The sequence below is a fragment of the Pseudomonas sp. NY15435 genome, from assembly GCF_048068295.1.
Lineage (GTDB): Bacteria > Pseudomonadota > Gammaproteobacteria > Pseudomonadales > Pseudomonadaceae > Pseudomonas.
On sequence record NZ_JBLUQA010000005.1, the window covers coordinates 173,443 to 192,624 of the forward strand.

The 19,182-nt window shown below is 64.5% G+C and carries 21 protein-coding genes and 1 riboswitch; of the genes, 9 read left to right on the forward strand and 12 right to left on the reverse strand.

Annotated features, from left to right (window positions below; translation table 11 throughout):
- The first annotated feature begins 32 nt into the window (after nucleotides 1–32).
- Nucleotides 33–1,706 carry a ferrous iron transporter B gene (locus tag ACNFH5_RS13745; RefSeq protein WP_416746727.1) on the forward strand — a complete coding sequence of 558 codons (1,674 nt, stop codon included), beginning with the start codon at nucleotides 33–35 and terminating at the stop codon, nucleotides 1,704–1,706.
- Nucleotides 1,706–2,545, forward strand: coding sequence for an NAD(+) diphosphatase (gene nudC / locus ACNFH5_RS13750; protein WP_416746729.1), 840 nt, complete (start codon nucleotides 1,706–1,708; stop codon nucleotides 2,543–2,545). Before ACNFH5_RS13745 ends, nudC begins: the two co-directional genes overlap by 1 nt.
- Before the next feature lie 167 nt (nucleotides 2,546–2,712).
- Here nudC and ACNFH5_RS13755 read toward each other — a convergent pair whose 3' ends face one another.
- Nucleotides 2,713–3,495: a TSUP family transporter gene (locus tag ACNFH5_RS13755; RefSeq protein WP_192295440.1), complete on the reverse strand. Its 783-nt coding sequence runs from the start codon at nucleotides 3,493–3,495 to the stop codon at nucleotides 2,713–2,715.
- Nucleotides 3,496–3,653: 158 nt separating this feature from the next.
- Between ACNFH5_RS13755 and ACNFH5_RS13760 the strand changes: the two genes are divergently transcribed.
- On the forward strand, nucleotides 3,654–4,298 hold the full coding sequence (locus tag ACNFH5_RS13760; RefSeq protein ID WP_416746731.1) for a hypothetical protein: 645 nt from the start codon (nucleotides 3,654–3,656) through the stop codon (nucleotides 4,296–4,298).
- A 153-nt stretch (nucleotides 4,299–4,451) separates the two neighbouring features.
- Here the strand turns inward: ACNFH5_RS13760 and ACNFH5_RS13765 are convergent, their stop codons facing one another.
- The 4 genes from ACNFH5_RS13765 to ACNFH5_RS13780 all read right to left on the reverse strand — a co-directional run bounded on the left by ACNFH5_RS13765 (nucleotide 4,452) and on the right by ACNFH5_RS13780 (nucleotide 7,853).
- Nucleotides 4,452–5,219, reverse strand: a complete 768-nt coding sequence (locus ACNFH5_RS13765; protein WP_024763300.1) for an SDR family oxidoreductase — start codon at nucleotides 5,217–5,219, stop codon at nucleotides 4,452–4,454.
- 167 nt (nucleotides 5,220–5,386) lie between these two features.
- Nucleotides 5,387–6,454 carry a phosphotransferase family protein gene (locus ACNFH5_RS13770; RefSeq protein ID WP_416746733.1) on the reverse strand — a complete coding sequence of 356 codons (1,068 nt, stop codon included), beginning with the start codon at nucleotides 6,452–6,454 and terminating at the stop codon, nucleotides 5,387–5,389.
- Between the two features lie 317 nt (nucleotides 6,455–6,771).
- Nucleotides 6,772–7,083: an SCP2 sterol-binding domain-containing protein gene (locus ACNFH5_RS13775; protein ID WP_017519529.1), complete on the reverse strand. Its 312-nt coding sequence runs from the start codon at nucleotides 7,081–7,083 to the stop codon at nucleotides 6,772–6,774.
- Nucleotides 7,084–7,142: 59 nt separating this feature from the next.
- On the reverse strand, nucleotides 7,143–7,853 hold the full coding sequence (locus tag ACNFH5_RS13780) for a histidine phosphatase family protein (protein WP_416746735.1): 711 nt from the start codon (nucleotides 7,851–7,853) through the stop codon (nucleotides 7,143–7,145).
- Nucleotides 7,854–8,064: 211 nt separating this feature from the next.
- Between ACNFH5_RS13780 and sohB the strand changes: the two genes are divergently transcribed.
- Both sohB and ACNFH5_RS13790 read left to right on the forward strand, forming a co-directional pair.
- Nucleotides 8,065–9,093, forward strand: coding sequence for a protease SohB (gene sohB, locus ACNFH5_RS13785; RefSeq protein ID WP_416746737.1), 1,029 nt, complete (start codon nucleotides 8,065–8,067; stop codon nucleotides 9,091–9,093).
- Nucleotides 9,094–9,166: 73 nt separating this feature from the next.
- Nucleotides 9,167–10,159: a YhdH/YhfP family quinone oxidoreductase gene (locus tag ACNFH5_RS13790; protein WP_081516545.1), complete on the forward strand. Its 993-nt coding sequence runs from the start codon at nucleotides 9,167–9,169 to the stop codon at nucleotides 10,157–10,159.
- 21 nt (nucleotides 10,160–10,180) lie between these two features.
- Here the strand turns inward: ACNFH5_RS13790 and ACNFH5_RS13795 are convergent, their stop codons facing one another.
- A complete protein-coding gene (locus tag ACNFH5_RS13795) occupies nucleotides 10,181–11,035 on the reverse strand; it encodes an alpha/beta fold hydrolase (RefSeq protein ID WP_416746739.1) in 855 nt (284 codons plus the stop codon).
- A gap of 11 nt (nucleotides 11,036–11,046) precedes the next feature.
- On the reverse strand, nucleotides 11,047–11,484 hold the full coding sequence (locus ACNFH5_RS13800; protein WP_416746741.1) for a hotdog fold domain-containing protein: 438 nt from the start codon (nucleotides 11,482–11,484) through the stop codon (nucleotides 11,047–11,049).
- A gap of 123 nt (nucleotides 11,485–11,607) precedes the next feature.
- Here ACNFH5_RS13800 and ACNFH5_RS13805 point away from each other — a divergent pair, with 123 nt between their 5' ends.
- Entirely contained in the window at nucleotides 11,608–12,186 is a 579-nt protein-coding gene (locus ACNFH5_RS13805; RefSeq protein WP_416746743.1) for a TetR/AcrR family transcriptional regulator, read from the forward strand.
- 153 nt (nucleotides 12,187–12,339) lie between these two features.
- On the opposite strand, the gene ACNFH5_RS13810 is transcribed toward ACNFH5_RS13805, so the two are convergent.
- The 5 genes from ACNFH5_RS13810 to ACNFH5_RS13830 all read right to left on the reverse strand — a co-directional run bounded on the left by ACNFH5_RS13810 (nucleotide 12,340) and on the right by ACNFH5_RS13830 (nucleotide 17,172).
- Nucleotides 12,340–12,843: a DUF934 domain-containing protein gene (locus ACNFH5_RS13810; RefSeq protein WP_416746745.1), complete on the reverse strand. Its 504-nt coding sequence runs from the start codon at nucleotides 12,841–12,843 to the stop codon at nucleotides 12,340–12,342.
- Complete coding sequence (locus tag ACNFH5_RS13815; protein ID WP_416746747.1) at nucleotides 12,827–14,485, reverse strand: nitrite/sulfite reductase; 1,659 nt, start codon at nucleotides 14,483–14,485, stop codon at nucleotides 12,827–12,829. Before ACNFH5_RS13815 ends, ACNFH5_RS13810 begins: the two co-directional genes overlap by 17 nt.
- A 261-nt stretch (nucleotides 14,486–14,746) precedes the next feature.
- Entirely contained in the window at nucleotides 14,747–15,241 is a 495-nt protein-coding gene (locus ACNFH5_RS13820) for a PaaI family thioesterase (RefSeq protein ID WP_416746749.1), read from the reverse strand.
- Nucleotides 15,242–15,582: 341 nt separating this feature from the next.
- On the reverse strand, nucleotides 15,583–15,798 hold the full coding sequence (locus tag ACNFH5_RS13825; RefSeq protein ID WP_138525536.1) for a DUF2970 domain-containing protein: 216 nt from the start codon (nucleotides 15,796–15,798) through the stop codon (nucleotides 15,583–15,585).
- Between the two features lie 48 nt (nucleotides 15,799–15,846).
- The gene (locus ACNFH5_RS13830) at nucleotides 15,847–17,172 is read right to left on the reverse strand and encodes an MATE family efflux transporter (RefSeq protein WP_416746751.1); all 1,326 of its coding nucleotides are present in this window, start codon (nucleotides 17,170–17,172) and stop codon (nucleotides 15,847–15,849) included.
- Nucleotides 17,173–17,402: 230 nt separating this feature from the next.
- Nucleotides 17,403–17,490, forward strand: a riboswitch (cyclic di-GMP riboswitch).
- Nucleotides 17,491–17,611: 121 nt separating this feature from the next.
- Between ACNFH5_RS13830 and ACNFH5_RS13835 the strand changes: the two genes are divergently transcribed.
- Genes ACNFH5_RS13835 through ACNFH5_RS13845 form a run of 3 tightly spaced genes read left to right on the forward strand, consistent with a single transcriptional unit; the run spans nucleotide 17,612 to nucleotide 19,172 of the window.
- Nucleotides 17,612–18,202, forward strand: coding sequence for a hypothetical protein (locus tag ACNFH5_RS13835; protein WP_416746753.1), 591 nt, complete (start codon nucleotides 17,612–17,614; stop codon nucleotides 18,200–18,202).
- A complete protein-coding gene (locus tag ACNFH5_RS13840) occupies nucleotides 18,199–18,729 on the forward strand; it encodes a GTP-binding protein (protein ID WP_416746755.1) in 531 nt (176 codons plus the stop codon). Before ACNFH5_RS13835 ends, ACNFH5_RS13840 begins: the two co-directional genes overlap by 4 nt.
- Before the next feature lie 32 nt (nucleotides 18,730–18,761).
- Nucleotides 18,762–19,172 carry a roadblock/LC7 domain-containing protein gene (locus tag ACNFH5_RS13845; RefSeq protein WP_416746756.1) on the forward strand — a complete coding sequence of 137 codons (411 nt, stop codon included), beginning with the start codon at nucleotides 18,762–18,764 and terminating at the stop codon, nucleotides 19,170–19,172.
- Nucleotides 19,173–19,182 lie beyond the last annotated feature (10 nt).

Sequence of the window (19,182 nt, forward strand, 5' to 3'; positions counted from 1 at the left end):
CTCTTCTTGCGCGCAGGAGGCGCACTAGGCCGATGGTTACTGGAGCCACGTCCCTCAGTCTGGTCCGCGACGAGCTGTTCGCGACGATGGAGGAGGCCGAGCAGAATCTCGAGCACTTCATCGCCGAGCGCCAGAACGGCAGCCTGCTGCAACACTCCGTTGATTGCCTGAGCCAGATTCGCGGCACGCTGAATCTCATCGAGCTGGCCGGCGCCGAACTGCTGGCGCAGGAAGCGCTGGACCTGGCCACTGACATCCCGACCGGGGTCAGTGAAGACCGTGACGGCCAGTTGGCTGCGCTCGGCAACGCGCTCTACGTGCTGCGCCGCTACCTGGAAAACCTCGAGGCGCACCGCCAGGAAATCCCTGAGCTTCTGCTGCCGGCGATCAACGACGTGCGCCAGGCTGCTGGCCAGCCTGCGCTGCCGGAGAGCTTCTTCTTCAGCGCGCGCCTGGACCTGCCGCGCCCGCTGCGCGCCGTCACCGCGCCGCAGGTGGAAGACCCTGCCCGTGAAGTCCGCCGCCTGCGGCAGATGTACCAGGTCGGCCTGGTGGGGCTGATCCGCGAACAGAATCTCTACCCGAGCCTCAAGCTCATGGGCCGTGCGCTGGGCAAGCTCGACGTACTGCTGGGCAGTGCGGCGCGCACCCGCCTGTGCTGGGTCGGCGCTGGCGCGCTGGAAGCGCTGGTCGACGCGCAGATGCTGCCACGCAAGACGCGCAAGCTGGTGTTCTCGCGCCTGGATCGCGAGCTCAAGCAACTGATCGCCAACCCGCAGTACGAAGCGCCGCGGCAGTTGCTCAAGGAACTGCTGTATCTCACCACGCTGGCCGACACCAGCGGCGTACGCGCCACCGAGCTGCGCCAGGTGTTCGGCCTGGCGCCGCTGCCGTTCACCGATCACCTGCTCGAAGACGAGTCGCAACGCCTGTCCGGCCCTGGCAAGTCGGTGATGCGCTCGCTGTCGGTGGCGATCCGCGAGGAACTCACAGCGGTGAAGGACCAGCTCGACCTGATCGAGCGCGGCGTGTCCCAGGCCGATGCGCTGGGCATCCTGCACGCCCAGTTGGGCAAGCTGGCCAAGACCCTGAGCATGGTCGGCCTGAACTCCGCGGCAACCTCGTTGCAGCACCAGCACGGCGTAGTTGCCGGCTGGGTCGCCAAGGGTGCGGTGGACGATCCGGCCGCGCTGAACTCCCTGGCCGATGCGCTGCTGTACGTCGAGAGCATGGTCGGCAACCTGGAGCGGGGCGAGCGCATGAGCGTGCGTCCGACGCCGGTTGGCGAAGATGATTCCTTCGCCGTCCACCAACTCGCCGAAGCACGCATCGTGGTGATCGACGAGGCCCAGGCGGGCCTGGCGCTGGCCAAGCGCGCGATCACCGCGTACCTGGAATCCAATGGCGACAAGCTGCACCTGGCCAACGTGCCGATCAGCCTGCAGGCAGTGCGCGGCGGTCTGTGGTTCCTCGGTCAGGAGCGCGCGGCATTGCTCGTGGGCGCCTGTGCCGATTACATTCAGGGGCAGATGATCGAGACGACCCAGATGCCGTCCGAGCAGATGCTGGAAACCCTGGCGGATGCGCTGACCGGCCTGGAGTACTACCTGGAGGGTGGAGCCATGATGCGGCCTGAAGGCCAACCCGACGTCCTGGACGTCGCCAGCGAGAGCGTCAAGGCCCTGGGCCTGACGGTGGCAGCCTGATGCGTACCGGGCGCTGGGAATCCTCGATGTTCGAGGTGGCGGCGACGGGTGGATGGGCGCTTGCCCATTGCCAGCAGCAGTTCCTCGCCGACAGCAACGGCGTGCTGTTCCCCCGTGACTGGCTCAAGCGCCAGGATCTTTCCGTACTCTCCGAGCACGCTGTCGGCCAGTTCGACGGCGAGCCGGTGTACCTGCTGGAAATCGACCGTACCGACCCGCTGGAGGGGGCCAGCTGGATCGGCCTGCGCCAGTTCATGATGCAGGCCGAGGAAGACATCTTCGCCATGCTCGGCTTTGCCAGCCAGATCGGTATCTGGTGGCGGCAGAACCGCTTCTGCGGCAGCTGCGGCCAGCCCAGCCAGCGCCTGCCTCGCGACCGCGCCATGCACTGCGAGAGCTGTGGCATCCAGCGCTACCCGTTGCTGTCGCCGAGCATGATCGTGCTGGTGACCCGTGGCGATGAAGTGCTGCTGGCGCGTTCGCCGCGCTTCGTGCCGGGGATGTACAGCACCCTGGCCGGCTTCGTCGAGCCGGGCGAGTCGGTGGAGCACTGTGTCGCGCGCGAAGTGCGCGAAGAGGTGGGCGTGGAGATCGGCAATATCCGCTACATGGGCAGCCAGCCCTGGCCGTTCCCGCATTCGCTGATGTTCGGCTACCACGCCGAGTACGTCAGCGGCGAGATCGTCATGCAGCCGGACGAGATCGAGGATGCCCGCTGGTTCCATGTCGACGAGTTGCCGCGCCTGCCGGCCGAGCGCTCCATCGCCCGTTACCTGATCGAGGTCTACCTGGCGCGCCGCGCCGGTCGTCCCGATCCAATCCTGCCCGGCGGCGCCTGAGTCCAGGCGCCGCTCCGGCCTGTCGCAGAACCTGGTTACGATCTCGCGAGCTAGCGCAGAACAAGGCAAAAACAGGCGAGGATGCAGAGTTTACGTGCTGTAAATGAGCAGTCCGAGCCTGTTTTTAACGCCGTTCTGCCGACGCGCAGCAGATCGTAACCGGGTTCTCAGGCTGCGGCGGTAAACCAGTGCTGCCAGGCCAGGCGCACGGTCAAGGCGAGCACCACCAGGATGAACACCGGACGGATGAACTTGGCGCCGCCGCCAATCGCCGTGCGCGCGCCGAAGTAGGCACCGATCATCAGCGAACTGCCCATGCACAGGCCCATCAGCCACACCACCTGACCCGAGGCGATGAACACCGCCAGCGCGACGATGTTGCTGACGAAGTTCATGCTGCGCGCCACGCCGCTGGCGCGTACCAGGTCCAGCGGGTACATCAGCAGGGTGCTGACGGTCCAGAAGGCGCCAGTCCCGGGGCCGGCCACGCCATCGTAGAAGCCCAGGCCGAGGCCCTGCGGCCACTGGCGGCGCTGGGCGATGCGTGGGTTGGCGTCCAGCGGCGCCTCGGGGGTCTTGCCGAACAGCAGGTACAGTCCGCAGCCGAACACCACCACCGGCAGCATGCGATTGAGCCACTCCGCCGGCATCAGGTGCGCGGCCCAGGCGCCCAGCGCGGCGCCAATGGCGGTGGCGATCAGGCCTTTGCGCCACTGGCGCGGCTGGAAAAGCTTGCGCCGGTAGAAGGTGTAGCTGGCCACGGCGGCGCCGAAGGTCGAGCTCAGCTTGTTGGTGCCCAGCGCCAGATGCGGCGGGACGCCGGCGGTGAGCAGGGCAGGAATGGTCAGCAGGCCACCGCCGCCGGCAATGGCGTCGATGAAGCCGGCGAGGAAGGCGACGCCGGCGAGAATGACGAGGGTGGTCGGGTCTACGACGAGTTCGAAGGGCATGGGGTTGGCCTTGATCAGGGGCCCGTCCAGCCACTCTTTTGTAAAGAGCGGGTGGCATAGGAAACGTTAACGGGCCCGAAAGCTGCGACGGTCTGGCTGGCCGCGCAGGGATGCGGTGCGCATAATGCCGGCAATTCTACGAGGAAGGAAATCATTCGATGCAGTACGACGGTCTGGCCTGGGTCGTAGCCTTCATGGCGCTGTTGGCCCTGATGGTAGCCGCCCGCATTCTGTTCGACCGTCACTGGTTCCTCGGCTGGCTGCGGGGAACGGCGGGAATGCTGTTCGTGGCCATCGCCGCGCTGGTAGCGTTGGTGGCATGGGACCTGCGTAGCTACGACCCGTTGCCGGCGGAACGCCCACTGGCGACGCTGAGCTTCCACAAGGTTGCCGAGCAGCGTTATGAGGTGACGCTGCTGCAGGGGAATGACGAGCGTCGCGTGGAACTGGCCGGGGATCTCTGGCAACTGGACGCGCGGGTACTGGACTGGAAAGGCCTGGCGCGGTTGATCGGCATGGCGCCGGGTTATCGTTTGCAGGACCTTTCTGGTCGCTTCCTGGCGGTTGAGCAGCAGGCCCTCGGGCGCAAGGTGTCGCTGGTTTCCGACGCGCCGGTAGTCGATCTCTGGCGCTGGCTGCGCGATGGCCAGCATGATCTGCTGACCTTCGTGCCGAAGGCGGGGCGGGTGAACTACCTGCCGATGGCCGATCAGGCGGTGTTTGCCGTGCGCTATGGTGCCAGCGGACTGACGGCCGAGCCGATGAATGCGGCGGCGAACCAGGCCCTCAAGGAATGGCAGTGACCTTGTAGGAGCGAGCTTGCTCGCGACCCCGCTTCACGCTGGAGACTCAAGGTGCGATGCGGTTCGCGAGCAAGCTCGCTCCTACGAAAAGCCCAATCGCCGCCAAAGAAAAGGGAGCCGATTGGCTCCCTTTTTTCGTATCCGCGATAACGCTTAGGCGAGGAAACCGCCGTCTACGTTCAGCGTTACGCCGGTGGTGTAGCTGGAGGCATCGCTGGCGAGGTACAGCACAGCACCGGCCATTTCGCTCGGGTCGGCCACGCGCTTGAGCGGGATGCGCTGCAGGGCAACGTTGCGGATGGCGTCGTTGCTGACCAGTGCGGAGGCGAACTTGGTATCGGTCAGGCCCGGCAGCAGGGCGTTGCAGCGGATGTTGAACTGCGCGCATTCCTTGGCAAAGACCTTGGTCATGCTGATCACCGCGGCCTTGGTCACCGAGTAGATGCCCTGGAACTCGCCCGGGGTGACGCCGTTTACCGAGGCGACGTTGATGATGCTGCCGCCACCGTTGGCCTTCATCAGCTTGCCGCCTTCGATGGACATGAAGTAGTAGCCGCGGATGTTCACGTCGACGGTCTTCTGGAAGGCCGACAGGTCGGTGTCCAGCACGTTGCAGAACTGCGGGTTGGTAGCGGCGTTGTTGACCAGAATGTCCAGGCGGCCGAACTGCTCGCGGATCTGTGCGAAGACGGCCTGGATCTGCTCCATTTCACCGATGTGGCAGGCAATCGCAGTGGCCTTGCCGCCGGCGGCGACGATCTCGTCGGCCACGGCTTGGCAGCCATCGATCTTGCGGCTGGAAACGATCACGTGGGCGCCCTGTTGGGCCAGCAGTTTGGCGATGGCCTCGCCGATGCCGCGGCTGGCGCCGGAGACGAAGGCAATCTTGCCGTCGAGGTCGAACAGTTGGGTCTTGGACATGGAAATTCTCCTTGTTTTGGGCCGCAAGAGTCGGCTGGCGACCGGCTGCGCGTCGGCCGTACTGCGTTGGAAGCCGGACTCAGATGCTCATTTACAATCGGTAAACTCCGCTCTTCGTCCGGCTTCCGCCTTGTACGGCTCTAGCTCGCCAGGTCGACAGTCGACTCTTACAGGCGGGACTTGCCGATGACCTGCAGGCTCACCTGTTCCAGCAGCTTGTTGGCGTGGATGAAGGTGGCGAAGCGTTTGTCCTGGGTCTGGCCGTGGAAGAAGCGGTAGTAGATCTGCTGCATGATGCCGGCCAGGCGGAACAGGCCGTAGGTGTAGTAGTAATCCAGGTTGTCGATCTGGATGCCGGCGCGCTCGGCGTAGTAGTCGGCGAACTGCTGGCGGGTCAGCATGCCCGGCTCGTGGCTGGGCTGGCGGCGCAGCATCTGCATCGGCTGCGGATCGCCCGCTTCGATCCAGTAGGCGAGGGTGTTGCCCAGGTCCATCAGCGGATCGCCAATGGTGGTCATCTCCCAGTCGAGCACGCCGATGATCTGCATCGGATTGTTCGGGTCGAGGATGACGTTGTCGAAGCGGTAGTCGTTGTGGACGATGCCCGGCTTGTGATGATCGGCCGGCATCTTCTCGCGCAGCCACACTTTCACCTGTTCCCAGGCCGGTGCGTCGGGGGTCAGGGACTTCTCGTAGCGATCGATCCAGCCGCCGATCTGGCGCTGCACGTAGCCTTCGGGCTTGCCCAGGTCACCCAGGCCGCAGGCGTTGTAGTCGACGTTGTGCAGGTCGACGAACTTGTCGATGAAGCTCTTGCACAGGGCGGTGGTCTTCTCGGCGTCGAGATTCAGTTCCTTGGGCAGGTCGCTGCGCAGGATGATGCCGTTGACCCGCTCCATGACGTAGAACTCGGCGCCAATCACCGATTCGTCGGTGCAGTAGGCGTACGCCTTGGGGCAGTAGGGGAAGCCATCCTTGAGCTGGTTCAGGATGCGGAATTCGCGGCCCATGTCGTGGGCGGACTTGGCCTTCTTGCCGAAAGGCGGGCGGCGTAGGACCAGTTCCTGGTTGTCGTACTGGATCAGATAGGTCAGGTTCGAGGCGCCGCCGGGGAACTGGCTGATGCGCGGCTGACCCTGCAGGCCGGGGATGTGGTCCTTGAGGTAGCCGTCGATCACGGCGGCATCGAGTTCTTCACCTTCGCGGGAGCGGATGGTCTGGTCGGTCAACGACATGCTGGTCCCTTCTTGTACTTGGCTTGTACTGGTCATCGCACCGCAGCGAAGGCGGCGGGCAAGGATGGCGCGCAAGGCGGCCTCTGCTGGTGCCTGATGAGTCGTGGCAGGATCAGGCAAAGCAATGATGGCGCCGGGTGATCATTGGCTAATCTAATGTCCGGCCTGATCCGTCACAAGCACGCAAAGCCGTTATTGGCGTTCGTGTTGGACCCCGATCAGGCTGCCTGATCCGAGCCTTGCAGCGGCGCGCGAGCATAAAAAAACCGGAGCCATGGACTCCGGTTTTTCGTGCTGCGCGGGCAGGCTTTCTCGGATCAGACCGGGAACAGTTCGCCCAGCTTCATCGCCAGCATCATGTCGCCTTCGGCGCGCAGCTTGCCAGCCATGAAGGCTTGCATGCCGTCGGTTTCGCCGCTGGTGATGCCCTTGAGGGTCTCGCTGTCCATGATCAGGGTGACGTTGGGGGACTCGGCGTCGCCCTGTACGACTTCGCAGGTGCCATCCTTGACGACCAGGTAGTGGTTGTCGCCGTCTTCGATGTTGAACTGGAACACCAGATCCAGGCCGGCGGCCGCGCTGGCGTTGAACTTGCTCTTCATGGTGGAAACGATGTCAGCAACACTCATGGTTCTATTCCTTTTCTAGGTTTTCTCGCGCGGCGCTCGGCGCCGCATTGGGCCGGTACTCAACGATAGGTGATGAGTTCCGGCGCCCTCAACAGTTCCAGATGCACGTGACTGTTGAAGGAAGCCAGGGCCACTTCGCTGCCGCGGAACTTCAGGCGGTTGAGCGAAGTGTTGACGATCTGCCAGTTGAGCTCGAAGGCGTTCAGCGCCGGAATGCCGGTCACCTGCTGGAGCACCGCGGTGATGGTGCCGCCGGAGGTAAACACGCCGATGTTGTCCTTGCCGCTGGCGGACTCCAGCAGGCGCTTGAGGCCGCCGTGCACGGTGTCGAGGAACTCGGCCCAGCTGACCAGGCCGTCCTTGTCGTGCTCGCCGGAAACCCAGCGGGCGATCACGGTGGAGAACAGGCGCTGGAACTCGGCGCGGTGGTCGGCGGCGTTGCGCAGGATGTGCAGCGCCTGCGGTTCGATCTCCAGCAGATCCGGCAGGTGCGCGCGGATCACCGCGTCGGCTTCGAATTCGTTGAAAGCGGAATCGATTTCCAGAGTCGGGGTGGCGATCCCGGCTTCGTTCAGCCGACCCATCACCGCTTCGGCGGTGTGGCGCTGGCGGCGCAGGTCGCCGGCAACACAGCGGTCGAAGCGCAGGCCGAGGCTGGCTAGGTGTTCGCCGAGGATTTCCGCCTGGCGCACTCCGGTGGCCGAGAGCACATCGTAGTCGTCGGCACCGAATGAAGCCTGGCCATGTCGAATCAGGTAGATGCTTCCCACGCGCAGTATCCCGGCAGGGCTGAAAGTTCCGGCGAGGTTATGAGGATCACCTGGGGCTGTCAACGAAAAAACATACGCTTGTTTGAATGGCATTCGCTGGACTGATACAGCGGTTTGCCAGCGCTGGTGGCGGGCCTGCGGCGTGGGTATGCTTGCGGGATTCACTGCGCTTGTCACGCGTGCGCGAACAGAATTGTAAAAGGGGATGTGAGTGGAGTTTCTAGCGGATTACGCGGGTTTCCTGGCCAAGACCTTCACCGTGGTGGTGGCCATCGTCATCGTCCTGGTGGTGATCGCCGCATTGCGCGGCCGTGGCCGTCGTGGCGGCAGCGGACACCTGGAGGTGCACAAGCTCAACGACTTCTACAAAGAACTGCGCGAGCGCCTGCAGCACAGCGTGCTGGAGAAAGCCAAGCTCAAGGCCCTGCGCAAGTCCGAGGCGAAAACGCTGAAGGACGCGAAAAAGAAGAAGGGCGGCGAGAAGAATCGCGTCTACGTGCTCGATTTCGACGGCGACATCAAGGCTTCGGCCACCGAGCAGCTGCGTCATGAAGTCACCGCACTGCTGACCCTCGCGACCCCGCGCGACGAAGTGGTGCTGCGCCTGGAAAGCGGCGGCGGGATGGTCCACGGCTATGGCCTGGCCGCGTCCCAGCTGGCGCGCATTCGCCAGGCTGGCGTACCGCTGACCGTCTGCGTCGACAAGGTCGCCGCCAGCGGCGGCTACATGATGGCCTGTATCGGCGAGCGCATCCTCTCCGCGCCCTTCGCCATTCTCGGTTCCATTGGCGTGGTGGCGCAGTTGCCCAACGTCAACCGCCTGCTGAAGAAGCACGACATCGATTTCGAGGTGCTCACTGCCGGCGAGTACAAGCGCACCCTGACCGTATTCGGCGAGAACACCGAGAAGGGTCGGGAGAAGTTCCAGGAAGACCTGGAAACCACCCACGAGCTGTTCAAGCGCTTCGTCGTCCACTACCGCCCGCAGCTGGCCATCGACGAAATTGCCACCGGCGAGGTCTGGCTGGGCCAGGCGGCGCTGGGCAAGAAACTGGTCGACGAACTCAAGACCAGTGACGAATACCTGGCCGAACGTGCCCGCGAGGCGGATGTCTACCAGCTCAGCTACGTGCAGAAGAAGTCCATCCAGGAGCGCTTCGGCGTCGGCGTCAGCGGCGTGATCGATCGCGTACTGGTGACCTGGTGGGACCGCCTGGGTCGCAGCCGCTTCTGGCAGTGACTCTTCTGGCAATGATTGTGCGTCGGGCGCCGGGATCGCGCCCGTTTATCGAATTCGAAAGAGGAGGGTCGAGATGAGTGCATTCAAGGCGTTGTGGGTCACGGAGAGCGCGCATGGCGTGTATGACCTGCAGGTGGCCGAGCGGCAGGTTGCCGATCTGCCGGCGGGTGAAGTGCTGGTACGGGTGAAGTATTCCTCGCTCAACTACAAGGATGCGCTGTCTGCCAGCGGTAACCGCGGCGTCACCCGCAAATACCCGCACACGCCCGGCATCGATGCCGCTGGTGTGGTGGAAGAATCCTCCGTGGGCGAATTCGCTGTGGGCGATGAAGTCATCGTCACCGGCTACGACCTGGGCATGAACACGCCGGGCGGTTTCGGCCAGTACATCCGCGTACCCGCGGCCTGGCTGATCAAGCGCCCACAGGGCCTTTCGCTGCGCGAATCGATGATCCTCGGTACCGCCGGCCTGACCGCCGCGCTGTGCGTTGACAAGCTGGAGCGCGCCGGCGTCACGCCGTCCGCCGGGCCGATCCTGGTCACTGGAGCCACCGGTGGCGTGGGCAGCATCGCGGTGATGCTGCTGGCGCAACTGGGCTACACCGTAGCTGCCGCCACCGGCAAGCTGGAGCAGGCCGAGCTGCTGAACCGTCTCGGCGCGCGGCAGATCCTCGACCGCGCCACCGTCTCCGATGGCGTCGACAAGCCGCTGCTGCGCGAGCAGTGGGCCGGTGCGGTGGACACCGTGGGCGGCGACATCCTGTTCAACGTGGTCAAGTCGCTGCAGTACGGCGGCAGCGTCGCCTGCTGCGGCCTGACCGCGGGTGCCGCCTTCAAGGCCACCGTGCTGCCCTTCATCCTGCGCGGCGTGAACCTGCTGGGCGTGGACTCGGTGGAACTGCCGCTGGTGGTCAAGGCTTCCATGTGGGACAAGCTGTCCCTGCAATGGAAGCTCGACAACCTCGAAGCGGCAGTGCGCGAGGTCAAGCTCGACGACCTGCCGGCCGCCATTCACCAGATTCTGGCCGGCAAGCTGGTTGGGCGGGTGCTGGTGACCCTCGATTGATGCCCTGGCTGGGCCTGGGGGTCACCCCAGGTCCGGCAGCAGGTAATCCGCCCACAATGAATCGGCAAACTGGCTACGGAAGAAGCCGAAATGGCCGATGCGCTTCACGCCGATGTCTTCCGGCGCGACTCTCTTCAGCGTTTTCGGCGAACTCCGGTAGAAGCCGTGCAGCGATTCGGTGTTGCGCCCGGACATCATCTCGTCGTCGGTGAACGAGATGGAGGTGATGGGCGTGCTGACCGATGAATAGGCCTCGCGCACCGCGCCGCCTTCCGCGCCCACCGAGTACTCGGGGTTCAGGCACCAGCGGCGCCATTGCTCGATCACTCCGCGCGGCAGGTCGCCGACCACGCCCAGGCGTTTGCCCGGGAAGTAGCCCAGCAGTGGCGTGATCGTCGGCGCCAGCAGATACCAGAGCAGCCAGGCCTTGTGCCGCAGTCCCTTGGTGTTCTCACGCCAGTAGCCGCTGCCGGTGGCGATGGTGAAGGCGCGGTGGATGCGCTCGGTGCCACGCACGAAGGGCAGTATCTGCCCGCCCAGGCTGTGACCGATCCAGAACACCGGCAGGTCGCCGGCGGCCTCGGCCACCGCGTCGAGCATCGCGCTGCAGTCGTGGTTGCCCCAGGCCAGGATGTCGATATCCAGGTCGCGCAGATGGCCGGTTCGGGACTTGCCCATGCCTGCGTAGTCGAAAGTCACGGTCAGGTAGCCGCGCGCGGCCAGCCAGTTGGCGAAGGCTGTGTAGAAGCGCTGCTCGACGCCCATCGCGGGGACGATCAGCACCGCTCCGCGGGCTTCGCCGGGCGGGTAGTACCAGTGGCTGGAGAGGCTGTGGCCGTTGCCGTTGTCCAGTGGGCGGGGGAGCGGTGTGATCATGGCGCGGTCCCTCAGGCCTGGCTGATGTACATGGTGATGTCGGCGCGGAAGACCTTCTTCTCGCCAACGTAGGCGAGCACTGGGACGATGACGTCGCCCTCCTGGGTCCAGTCGATCGCGCGGCCATCGGCTACGGCACGGACGTCACCCTCGGCCTTGGCCAGGTACTCCACGGTCATGCCGCGGGGAATCCAGCGGCGACCCTTGGGGATGGATACGTCAGTCATGGTCCCGGCAGCCAGCTCGGCGGCATTGCACAGGGCGATGGCGTGCACGGTGCCGATGTGGTTGAGCACTTCGCGGCGCTTGGGGAAGGTCACTTCCGCGTAGCCTGGGCGCAGTTCGACGAACTGCGGGGCGATGCTGGCGAAGTAGGGGGCGACCTGGCCGATCATGGCGCTGAACTGCGCGGGGCCGGCCTGCTGGTACATTTGCATCATCTGACTCATGGCAACTCCGGGGAAAAGCGGATTGAAGATGGATGCGCGCCCAGGCAGTATACGAAGACTAGAAATTAATTCTAGAAAAATATTCTAGAATTATGTTCGAACGGCTTTTCCAACAGGAACCCCATGGCCCGACCTTCCCGCAAAGACGACATCCTCCAGGCTGCGCTGGCCTGCTTCAGTGAATCCGGCGTGGACGCCACCACCATCGAGATGATCCGCGATCGCTCCGGCGCCAGCATCGGCAGCCTCTACCACCATTACGGCAACAAGGAACGGATCATCGGCGCGCTGTACCTCACGGGCGTTGGCCAGTACGCGGCGCTGCTGGACGCTGGGATCGAGGAGGGCATGAGCGCCGAGGCCTGCGTGAAGCTGTTCGTCACCTGCTACGTCGATTGGGTGGCGGCCAACCCGGACTGGGCACGTTTCATCCTGCACAGTCGTGGTCGTGTCGAGGCGGGAGAGGTGGGCGAGGCGTTGCGCGAGGCCAACCGCGAGCAGGGGCGGCGCATCGCCGGGCTGCTTTCCGAGCACCGCAAGGCTGGCGCATTCAAGGCGCTCGCGCCGGAATTGTTCAATTCGGTGGTGATTGGTCCGAGCCAGGACTACGCGCGCAATTGGCTGGCCGGGCGGACGAAGGTGGACCTGATCGATTGCCGGGATCAGTTGGCGCAGATTGCCTGGGAGAGTGTGCGGGCCTGATCCGTCGCGCTGGGCTGCACTATGTAGGAGCGAGCTTGCTCGCGAACCCGCTTGACTCCGAGGCCGCAGGTAACTCTGTTCGCGAGCAAGCTCGCTCCTACGAAAAGCCAAAGAAAAAGCCCCGCGATGCGGGGCTTTTTCATATCGGCCGGATCAGGCGAGCTGGCGGCGACGGAACAGCGGTTGCGGCTGGGTCACCGAGGTCTGGTAGACCTCGGAGAAGTCGTCCAGGCCAGCCAGCGCCGCTTGCGGATCGCGGTCGGCGCGGATGGCGTAGGCGTCGAAACCGCAGCTCTGCATGAAGAACAACTGGTCACGCAGCACGTCGCCGATGGCGCGTACCTCGCCCTTGTAGCCGAAGCGCTCGCGCAGCAGGCGCGCGGTGCTGAAGCCGCGGCCGTCGGTGAAAGCCGGGAAGTTCACGGCGATCACCTGGAACTTGTCCATATCACCGGCGATGGCCTCGGGCTCTTCGTCCGCATCCAGCCACACGCCCAGGCCGCCATCACGGCCGCGCAGCGCAGGGCCGTGTTCCAGCCACAGGTTCAGCGGGATGATCACGTCGTCGCAGTTGGGCACGGTCTCGAGGGTCGCGTCCTTGGGCAGCAGGTGCCAGCGGTCGTCGACGACCTCGCGGTTCTTAATGATTCGCTGCATATACGCGCTCCTTGAAGGGATCGATGCCGATGCGACGGTAGGTATCGAGGAAACGTTCCTCTTCGGTGCGCTGTTCCACGTAGACGTTGATGATCTTCTCGATCACGTCGGCCATCTGCTCCTGGGCGAACGACGGGCCGAGGATCTGCGCAAGGCTCGCCTCGCGGCTGGCGCTGCCGCCGAGGGAGACCTGGTAGAACTCCTCACCCTTCTTGTCCACGCCGAGGATGCCGATGTGGCCCACGTGGTGGTGGCCGCAGGCGTTCATGCAACCGGAGATGTTCAGGTCGAGGTCGCCAATGTCGAACAGGTAGTCCAGGTCGTCGAAGCGACGCTGGATGGCTTCGGCCACCGGGATCGACTTGGCGTTGGCCAGGGAGCAGAAATCACCGCCCGGGCAGCAGATGAGGTCGGTCAGCAGGCCCACGTTCGGGGTAGCGAAACCGTTCTCGCGCAGTTCGCCCCAGAGGGTGAACAACTGCGCCTGCTCGACATCGGCGAGGATGATGTTCTGGTTATGGCTGTTGCGTACTTCGCCGAAGCTGTAGCGGTCGGCCAGGTCGGCGACCACGTCCAGCTGCTTGTCGGTGATGTCGCCAGGCGCTACGCCGGTAGGCTTGAGCGACAGGGTCACGGCGACGTAGCCGGGCTTCTTGTGGGCGAAGGTGTTGCGGGTGCGCCAGCGGGCGAAGCCGGGGTTCTCGGCGTCCAGCTGGGCGAGGGCGGCATCCTGGTCTTCCAGGGCCTGGTAGGCCGGATCGACGAAGTGAGCGGCTACGCGCTGCAACTCGGCGTCGGTCAGGGTGCTGGGGCCGTCCTTCAGGTTCGCCCACTCGGCATCGACCCTCTGGGCGAAGACTTCCGGAGTCAGCGCTTTAACCAGGATCTTGATGCGCGCCTTGTACTTGTTGTCCCGACGGCCATAGCGGTTGTATACGCGCAGGATGGCGTCCAGGTACGACAGCAGGTGCTGCCACGGCAGGAATTCATTGATGAAGCTGCCGACGATCGGAGTACGGCCCAGGCCGCCGCCGACGGAGACGCGGAAGCCCAGCTCGCCAGCTTCGTTCTGCACCGCTTCCAGGCCGATGTCGTGCACTTCGATGGCGGCACGGTCGCTCACGGCGCCGTTGACGGCGATCTTGAACTTGCGCGGCAGGTGGGCGAATTCGGGGTGGAAGGTCGACCACTGACGGATGATCTCGCACCAGGGGCGCGGGTCAACGAGTTCGTCACGGGCGACCCCGGCGAACTGGTCGGTGGTGGTGTTGCGGATGCAGTTGCCGCTGGTCTGGATCGCGTGCATCTGCACGGTGGCCAGTTCGGCAAGGATTTCCGGCACGTCTTCCAGTTCCGGCCAGTTGTACTGGACGTTCTGGCGGGTGCTGATGTGCGCGTAGCCCTTGTCGTAATCGCGGGCGATCTGCGCCAGCTTGCGAACCTGCGTCGAGGACAGCAGGCCGTACGGCACAGCTACCCGCAGCATGGGCGCATAGCGCTGGATGTACAGGCCATTCTGCAGACGCAGCGGGCGGAATTCCTCGCCGGTCAGTTCGCCCGCCAGGTAACGGTGGGTCTGATCGCGGAACTGCTTGACGCGATCCTCTACGATCCTTTGATCGTATTCGTCATATACGTACATGAATCATCCTGCTGTCAGGCTATAGCGCTCAGGGCGTACTGCGTTTCCTAGCGCGCACGGCAACGCGCTCCACGCGGAGTGGGGCGCACGATACCAGTTCGGGAATATGCGCAAAAGTGATGTTTGAGTATATGGCGAGAACTTTCAGATCTAAGCCGCGCCAGGCTTGAAGCGCAGGCGGGACGGGGGCTTGAAACGGGGCGCCTGCGCTGCGCTTGCGCCGCTTCGCCTGTGGATTGGCGGCGGCGCAACAGGAGTCGATCAGGCCTCGCGCCCGTGGGCGGCATCGCGCAGTTGTGAGGTGTCGACGCGGACGAAGATCGAATCGCCGACGCAAGTCAGCACGTCGCCGGCATAGACTTCGCAGATGATCCGGCTCTTGCGGCCGACGTCGCCTTCGACGTAGGCCTTGAGGGTCAGCGGCACGCCCATGGGCGTCGGCTTGATGTACTTCACGCCCAGGTTGCCGGTGACGCAATCGATGCGCGGCAGGCTGCCTGGCTCGCGGCCTTCGGCGCGATAGTGGTAGGCCATCGCGGTCCAGTTGGAATGGCAGTCCACCAGCATGGCGATCAGGCCGCCGTAGACCAGTTCCGGCCAGCCGCAGTACTTGGCGTCGGGCAGGTGCTCGGCGACGACGTGGACGCCGTCCTCGTGCCAGCGGCTCTTGATGTGCAGTCCGTGTGGGTTGCTGCCGCCGCAGCCGTAGCAGACGCCTTCCGGCGCGACAGTGTCTTGCAGTGAGTCCACGTGCATGGTCCTTCCTTATCCACTTGCTTGTTCTTGTGACGGGATCGTGTCGAAACCGCAGACTAACGGCTTTGGCGGCCCGGCGGAAAGGAAAGCTGCCTTGAGGGGAGGGCGGAGCTGGTCTTAACTCTTGCCTGTGGTCCTTCAGCCAATAACGAGAAGATGGGGGAAGCATGAGCGAAGAAACGTCCCACAAGACCAGCGACAGCGTCGTCGATGCCCGCGCCGCATTCATCCTGATCCTGCTGGTGGTCGCGACCGCTGTGTTCTGGGTCAGCCACCAGTGACAGCGGTGCCGGCGGGCCGTCCTGCGGCCCGCCCGGTACCTCATCTCTCAGCCTGCTTTTCTACAGCCCGGCGAAATGCAGCACCAACTGCACCAGCCCATAGAGCAGAAGCACGAAGACCAGCGTGAAGAGAATGCCCATGGCGATGAAATGACTGGGCTTGCCGTGGGTGAAGTCGCGCGCGCGGTTGCGCCCGCTCTGCACGCCGAAGGCCGCTGCCAGCACGCTGTGCAGCATCTGCCAGAAGGTCGGCGGCTTGTTCTGTTGCTCATCCATCGTTCGTCCTCCTTTTGCCTGCAAGCCTAGCTCCTGAGGGCGTGAGCGCTAGAGTTCGATTTGCGTCCACTGGCGTTTCTGCCACATCACCGCGAAGATCGCCGAGGCGAGCCCGCGCTGCAGAATCTGCATGCTCCAGATTGCCAGCAACCCGCCGCCCAGCACCGGGCCGACCAGGTAGGCCAGCGGCAGGAAGAACAGCCACTGGTTGCCCAGGCTGACCGCCATCACCGTGCGCACAGCACCCGCGCCGAGCAGCGCCTGGGTCAGCACCAACGCCGTGGCGTCGATCACCATGCCCATGCCGGTCAGCATCAGCGGTACGCGGCCCAGTTCGATCAACGCAGGATCGCTGACGAACAGCCGCAGGATGGCCTCGGGAAAAATCCAGAATGGAGCGCCCAGCAGCGCCAGTCCGCAGGCCGCCACTTTCACCACGTCCCAGCCCCAGCGGTGCGCGCTGTCGAAATCACGCTCGCCCATGCTCTGGCTGACCAGGGTGGTCGCCGCCATCCCCAGGCCGACGCCGGGCAGGATCAGGAACAGCGCCAGGTTGATCAGTACGTGGGCTACCGCCAGTTCGCGGGTGCCGACCTGGGCGATGATCCAGAACAGCAGGGTGATGCCGGCAGCGAAGAAGAACTGCTGCAGCGAGTTGGGCAGCGACAGGCGCAGCATGGTGCGGACGTCCCGTTCGCTTGGCAGTCGCGGGTGGAAACCCTGGATACGGGCGTCGCGCCAGGTGATCCAGGCGTAGATCAGCGAGCCGATGTAGAGCGCCAGTGTGGTGCCCAGGCCGCTGCCCACGGCGCCCATTTGCGGCAGGCCGAACAGGCCGTGGATCAAGCTGTAGCTGATCGCCGCGTTGGCCAGGTGCATCACCACGAGCGTGCGCATGTACATGCCCGAGCGCCGGGTGCCATTCCAGTAGCCGCGGAAGGAGAAGTTCAGGCCTACGGCGAGCACCGACAGCGCGCGCCACTCGAAGTAGGGGATGCCCACCGCCAGCACTTCGGGGTCGTTGGACAAGGCGCGGACGATGGGTTCGGCGAACAGCAGGCAGATCAGCGTGATCGGCAGCGACAGACCCAGGGCCACCAGCAGCCCGCAGTTCAGCGGCGCGGCCAGCTCGTCGCTGCGGCCTTCACCCCGTCGGCGTGCCACCAGCGCCTGTACGCCGGCACCCAGGCCCATCACCAGGGAAATGGCGACGAAGTTGGCGTAGCTGCCGATGCCGACCCCGGCCAGGGATTTTTCCCCCAGGTGGCCGACCATGGCCGCATCCACCAGGTTGAGCAGGCTCTGGCTGAGCATCCCGCCGATGATCGGCAGGCCCAGGCTGAGGATGTTCTGGAACCGCTGGCGCTCTAGCATGGCGTCTCTGGGCAGTGAGCTCCGGCCTGTTGTGGAGGTTCGGCGGGCCCGTGCCGGTAGGGCGCCGCTGGGTGAAATCCTAGCTGAAGGGGGAGTGCTCCGCCCTCTTTTGCATCGGAATATGCCTACGAATATTGCGAAGTTGTTCCGGTGATATTTCCGGTATTTGTGTGAGGTGTGTCACGTTTTTTCGCCTTGGCGAATGAAAGCGACGTACTACGCTGAGACTCAATTGACTAGGGCAAACCTGTGCGAAAGCCAGGGACGCAAAGCCACCGATCTACAGCCCGCAAGGGCCATGACCGCGGGGTTGCCAAGCAGGCCGGACGTTCGTCCGTGCCCTCTGCGAGCTTGTGCTCGGCATCCCCAAACGTCCCGGTGAGCCTCCTGATCAACCCGTGCAGGTTGATGGTGTTTGTTGGCCCAAGGGAGCGCGCCGATGAATCAGCCAGTTCAGTACACCTACGGGTTCGCCCGGATGGCACTGCGAGATCAGGTGGTGTTCAAGTCCATTGTCGGTTTGCTCAGCGGCCGAACACTGGCGCACTGGGCCTATGTCGAAGGTCCGGCCGACCTGCTGGTGGAGGGCGAGGAGGGAGAGCCACGTGTGCAATTGCGCACCGCCGATGGCGAACCCTTCTGGGTGCACTGGCCGCTGCGCGCCAGCGAAGTCTTCGACTGTCTGGAGCGTGCGGCCCGTGCCATTGGCCATCGGCCAATGGAGATTCCCGGCGAAGCGTTGCGTCTGAAGCACTGGCCGGCGGCCTCTCTGCTCAAGGGTGATCATCGCTACGTGCGACTGGCCACGCTGCTCTGCGCTCGAGCCATGAGCCTGGATGAGTTGTGCGAGCGTTCCGGCGTTCCGCATCAGGTGGCGGAAAATTTCGTCCGTGTAATGGCCACCCAGGAAATGCTTCAACGCAGTGAGGCTCCGGTAGCATCTCCGTCGCAAACCACTGCACCCGTCGGCCTGCTGGCTCGCATCCGTCGCCACCTTGGTCTGGGCAGTGCTGCGGAGGACGGCCGATGAGGGAATACAAGATCCTCTTCACCGGCACCATGGGTGCCGGCAAGACCACCGCCATCGCCGCCATCAGCGATATCGAACCGGTCAGCACCGATGTGCAGAACAACGACCCCAGCCTGGACAAGGCGCGCACGACTGTCGGCCTGGATTACGGCGAAGTGGTGCTCGGCCCGGACGAGCGCCTGCGCCTCTACGGCACTCCCGGCCAGGCACGCTTCGCCTTCATGTGGGGGATTCTCGCACGCGGAGCGCTGGGACTGGTGATCCTCATCGACAACTCGCGCCCCGATCCGCTGGGCGACTTGCGGGTTTACCTGGACGGATTTGCCGATTGCATCGCCAGCGCGCCCTGCGTAATCGGCGTCGGCCGACTACCGGGCAATCCCAGTCCCGGCCTGGACGACTACGCCGCCGCCCTGGCGCAAACCGGGCACAGCTTCCCGGTGGTGGAAGTGGACGTGCGCGAAGCGGAGCAGGTGCGTCTACTGCTCGATCTGCTCCTGCTGCAACTGGAATGCACGGCGGCCTGAGGCCTGAAGTTCGCCACAGATTGGAGTCGACCATGGAACATGCCCTGACGAGCCTGCCGGAACGACTGCGTCACGACGCCGAACTGGCGCTGGACGAACTCGGCGCCAGCCTGGGCAGGTTGAGCGCGGCGGTGATTGCCACCACCGATGGTTTCGAAGTGGCCTCCCGCGCCGGCAAGGGGCTGGAGGTTTCCAAGCTGGCAGCGATGGCCTGCTCGATCTCTGCTCTCGGTGCCATGGTTGGCCAGGAGAGCGAAGTCGGGCCGCACCAGAACGTGATAGTCGAGGCGAGCGAAGGCTACATCGTCATCGTCGACATCCCGCACCCGAGCCACCCGATGATCCTCAACCTGGTTGCCGACCGCGAGGAGATGCTGGGGCAGGTGCTCTACCAGGCAAAGCGAACCGCAACACGGTTGGCAGATCTGTCGCTGGCCGGCTGAGACAACAGGC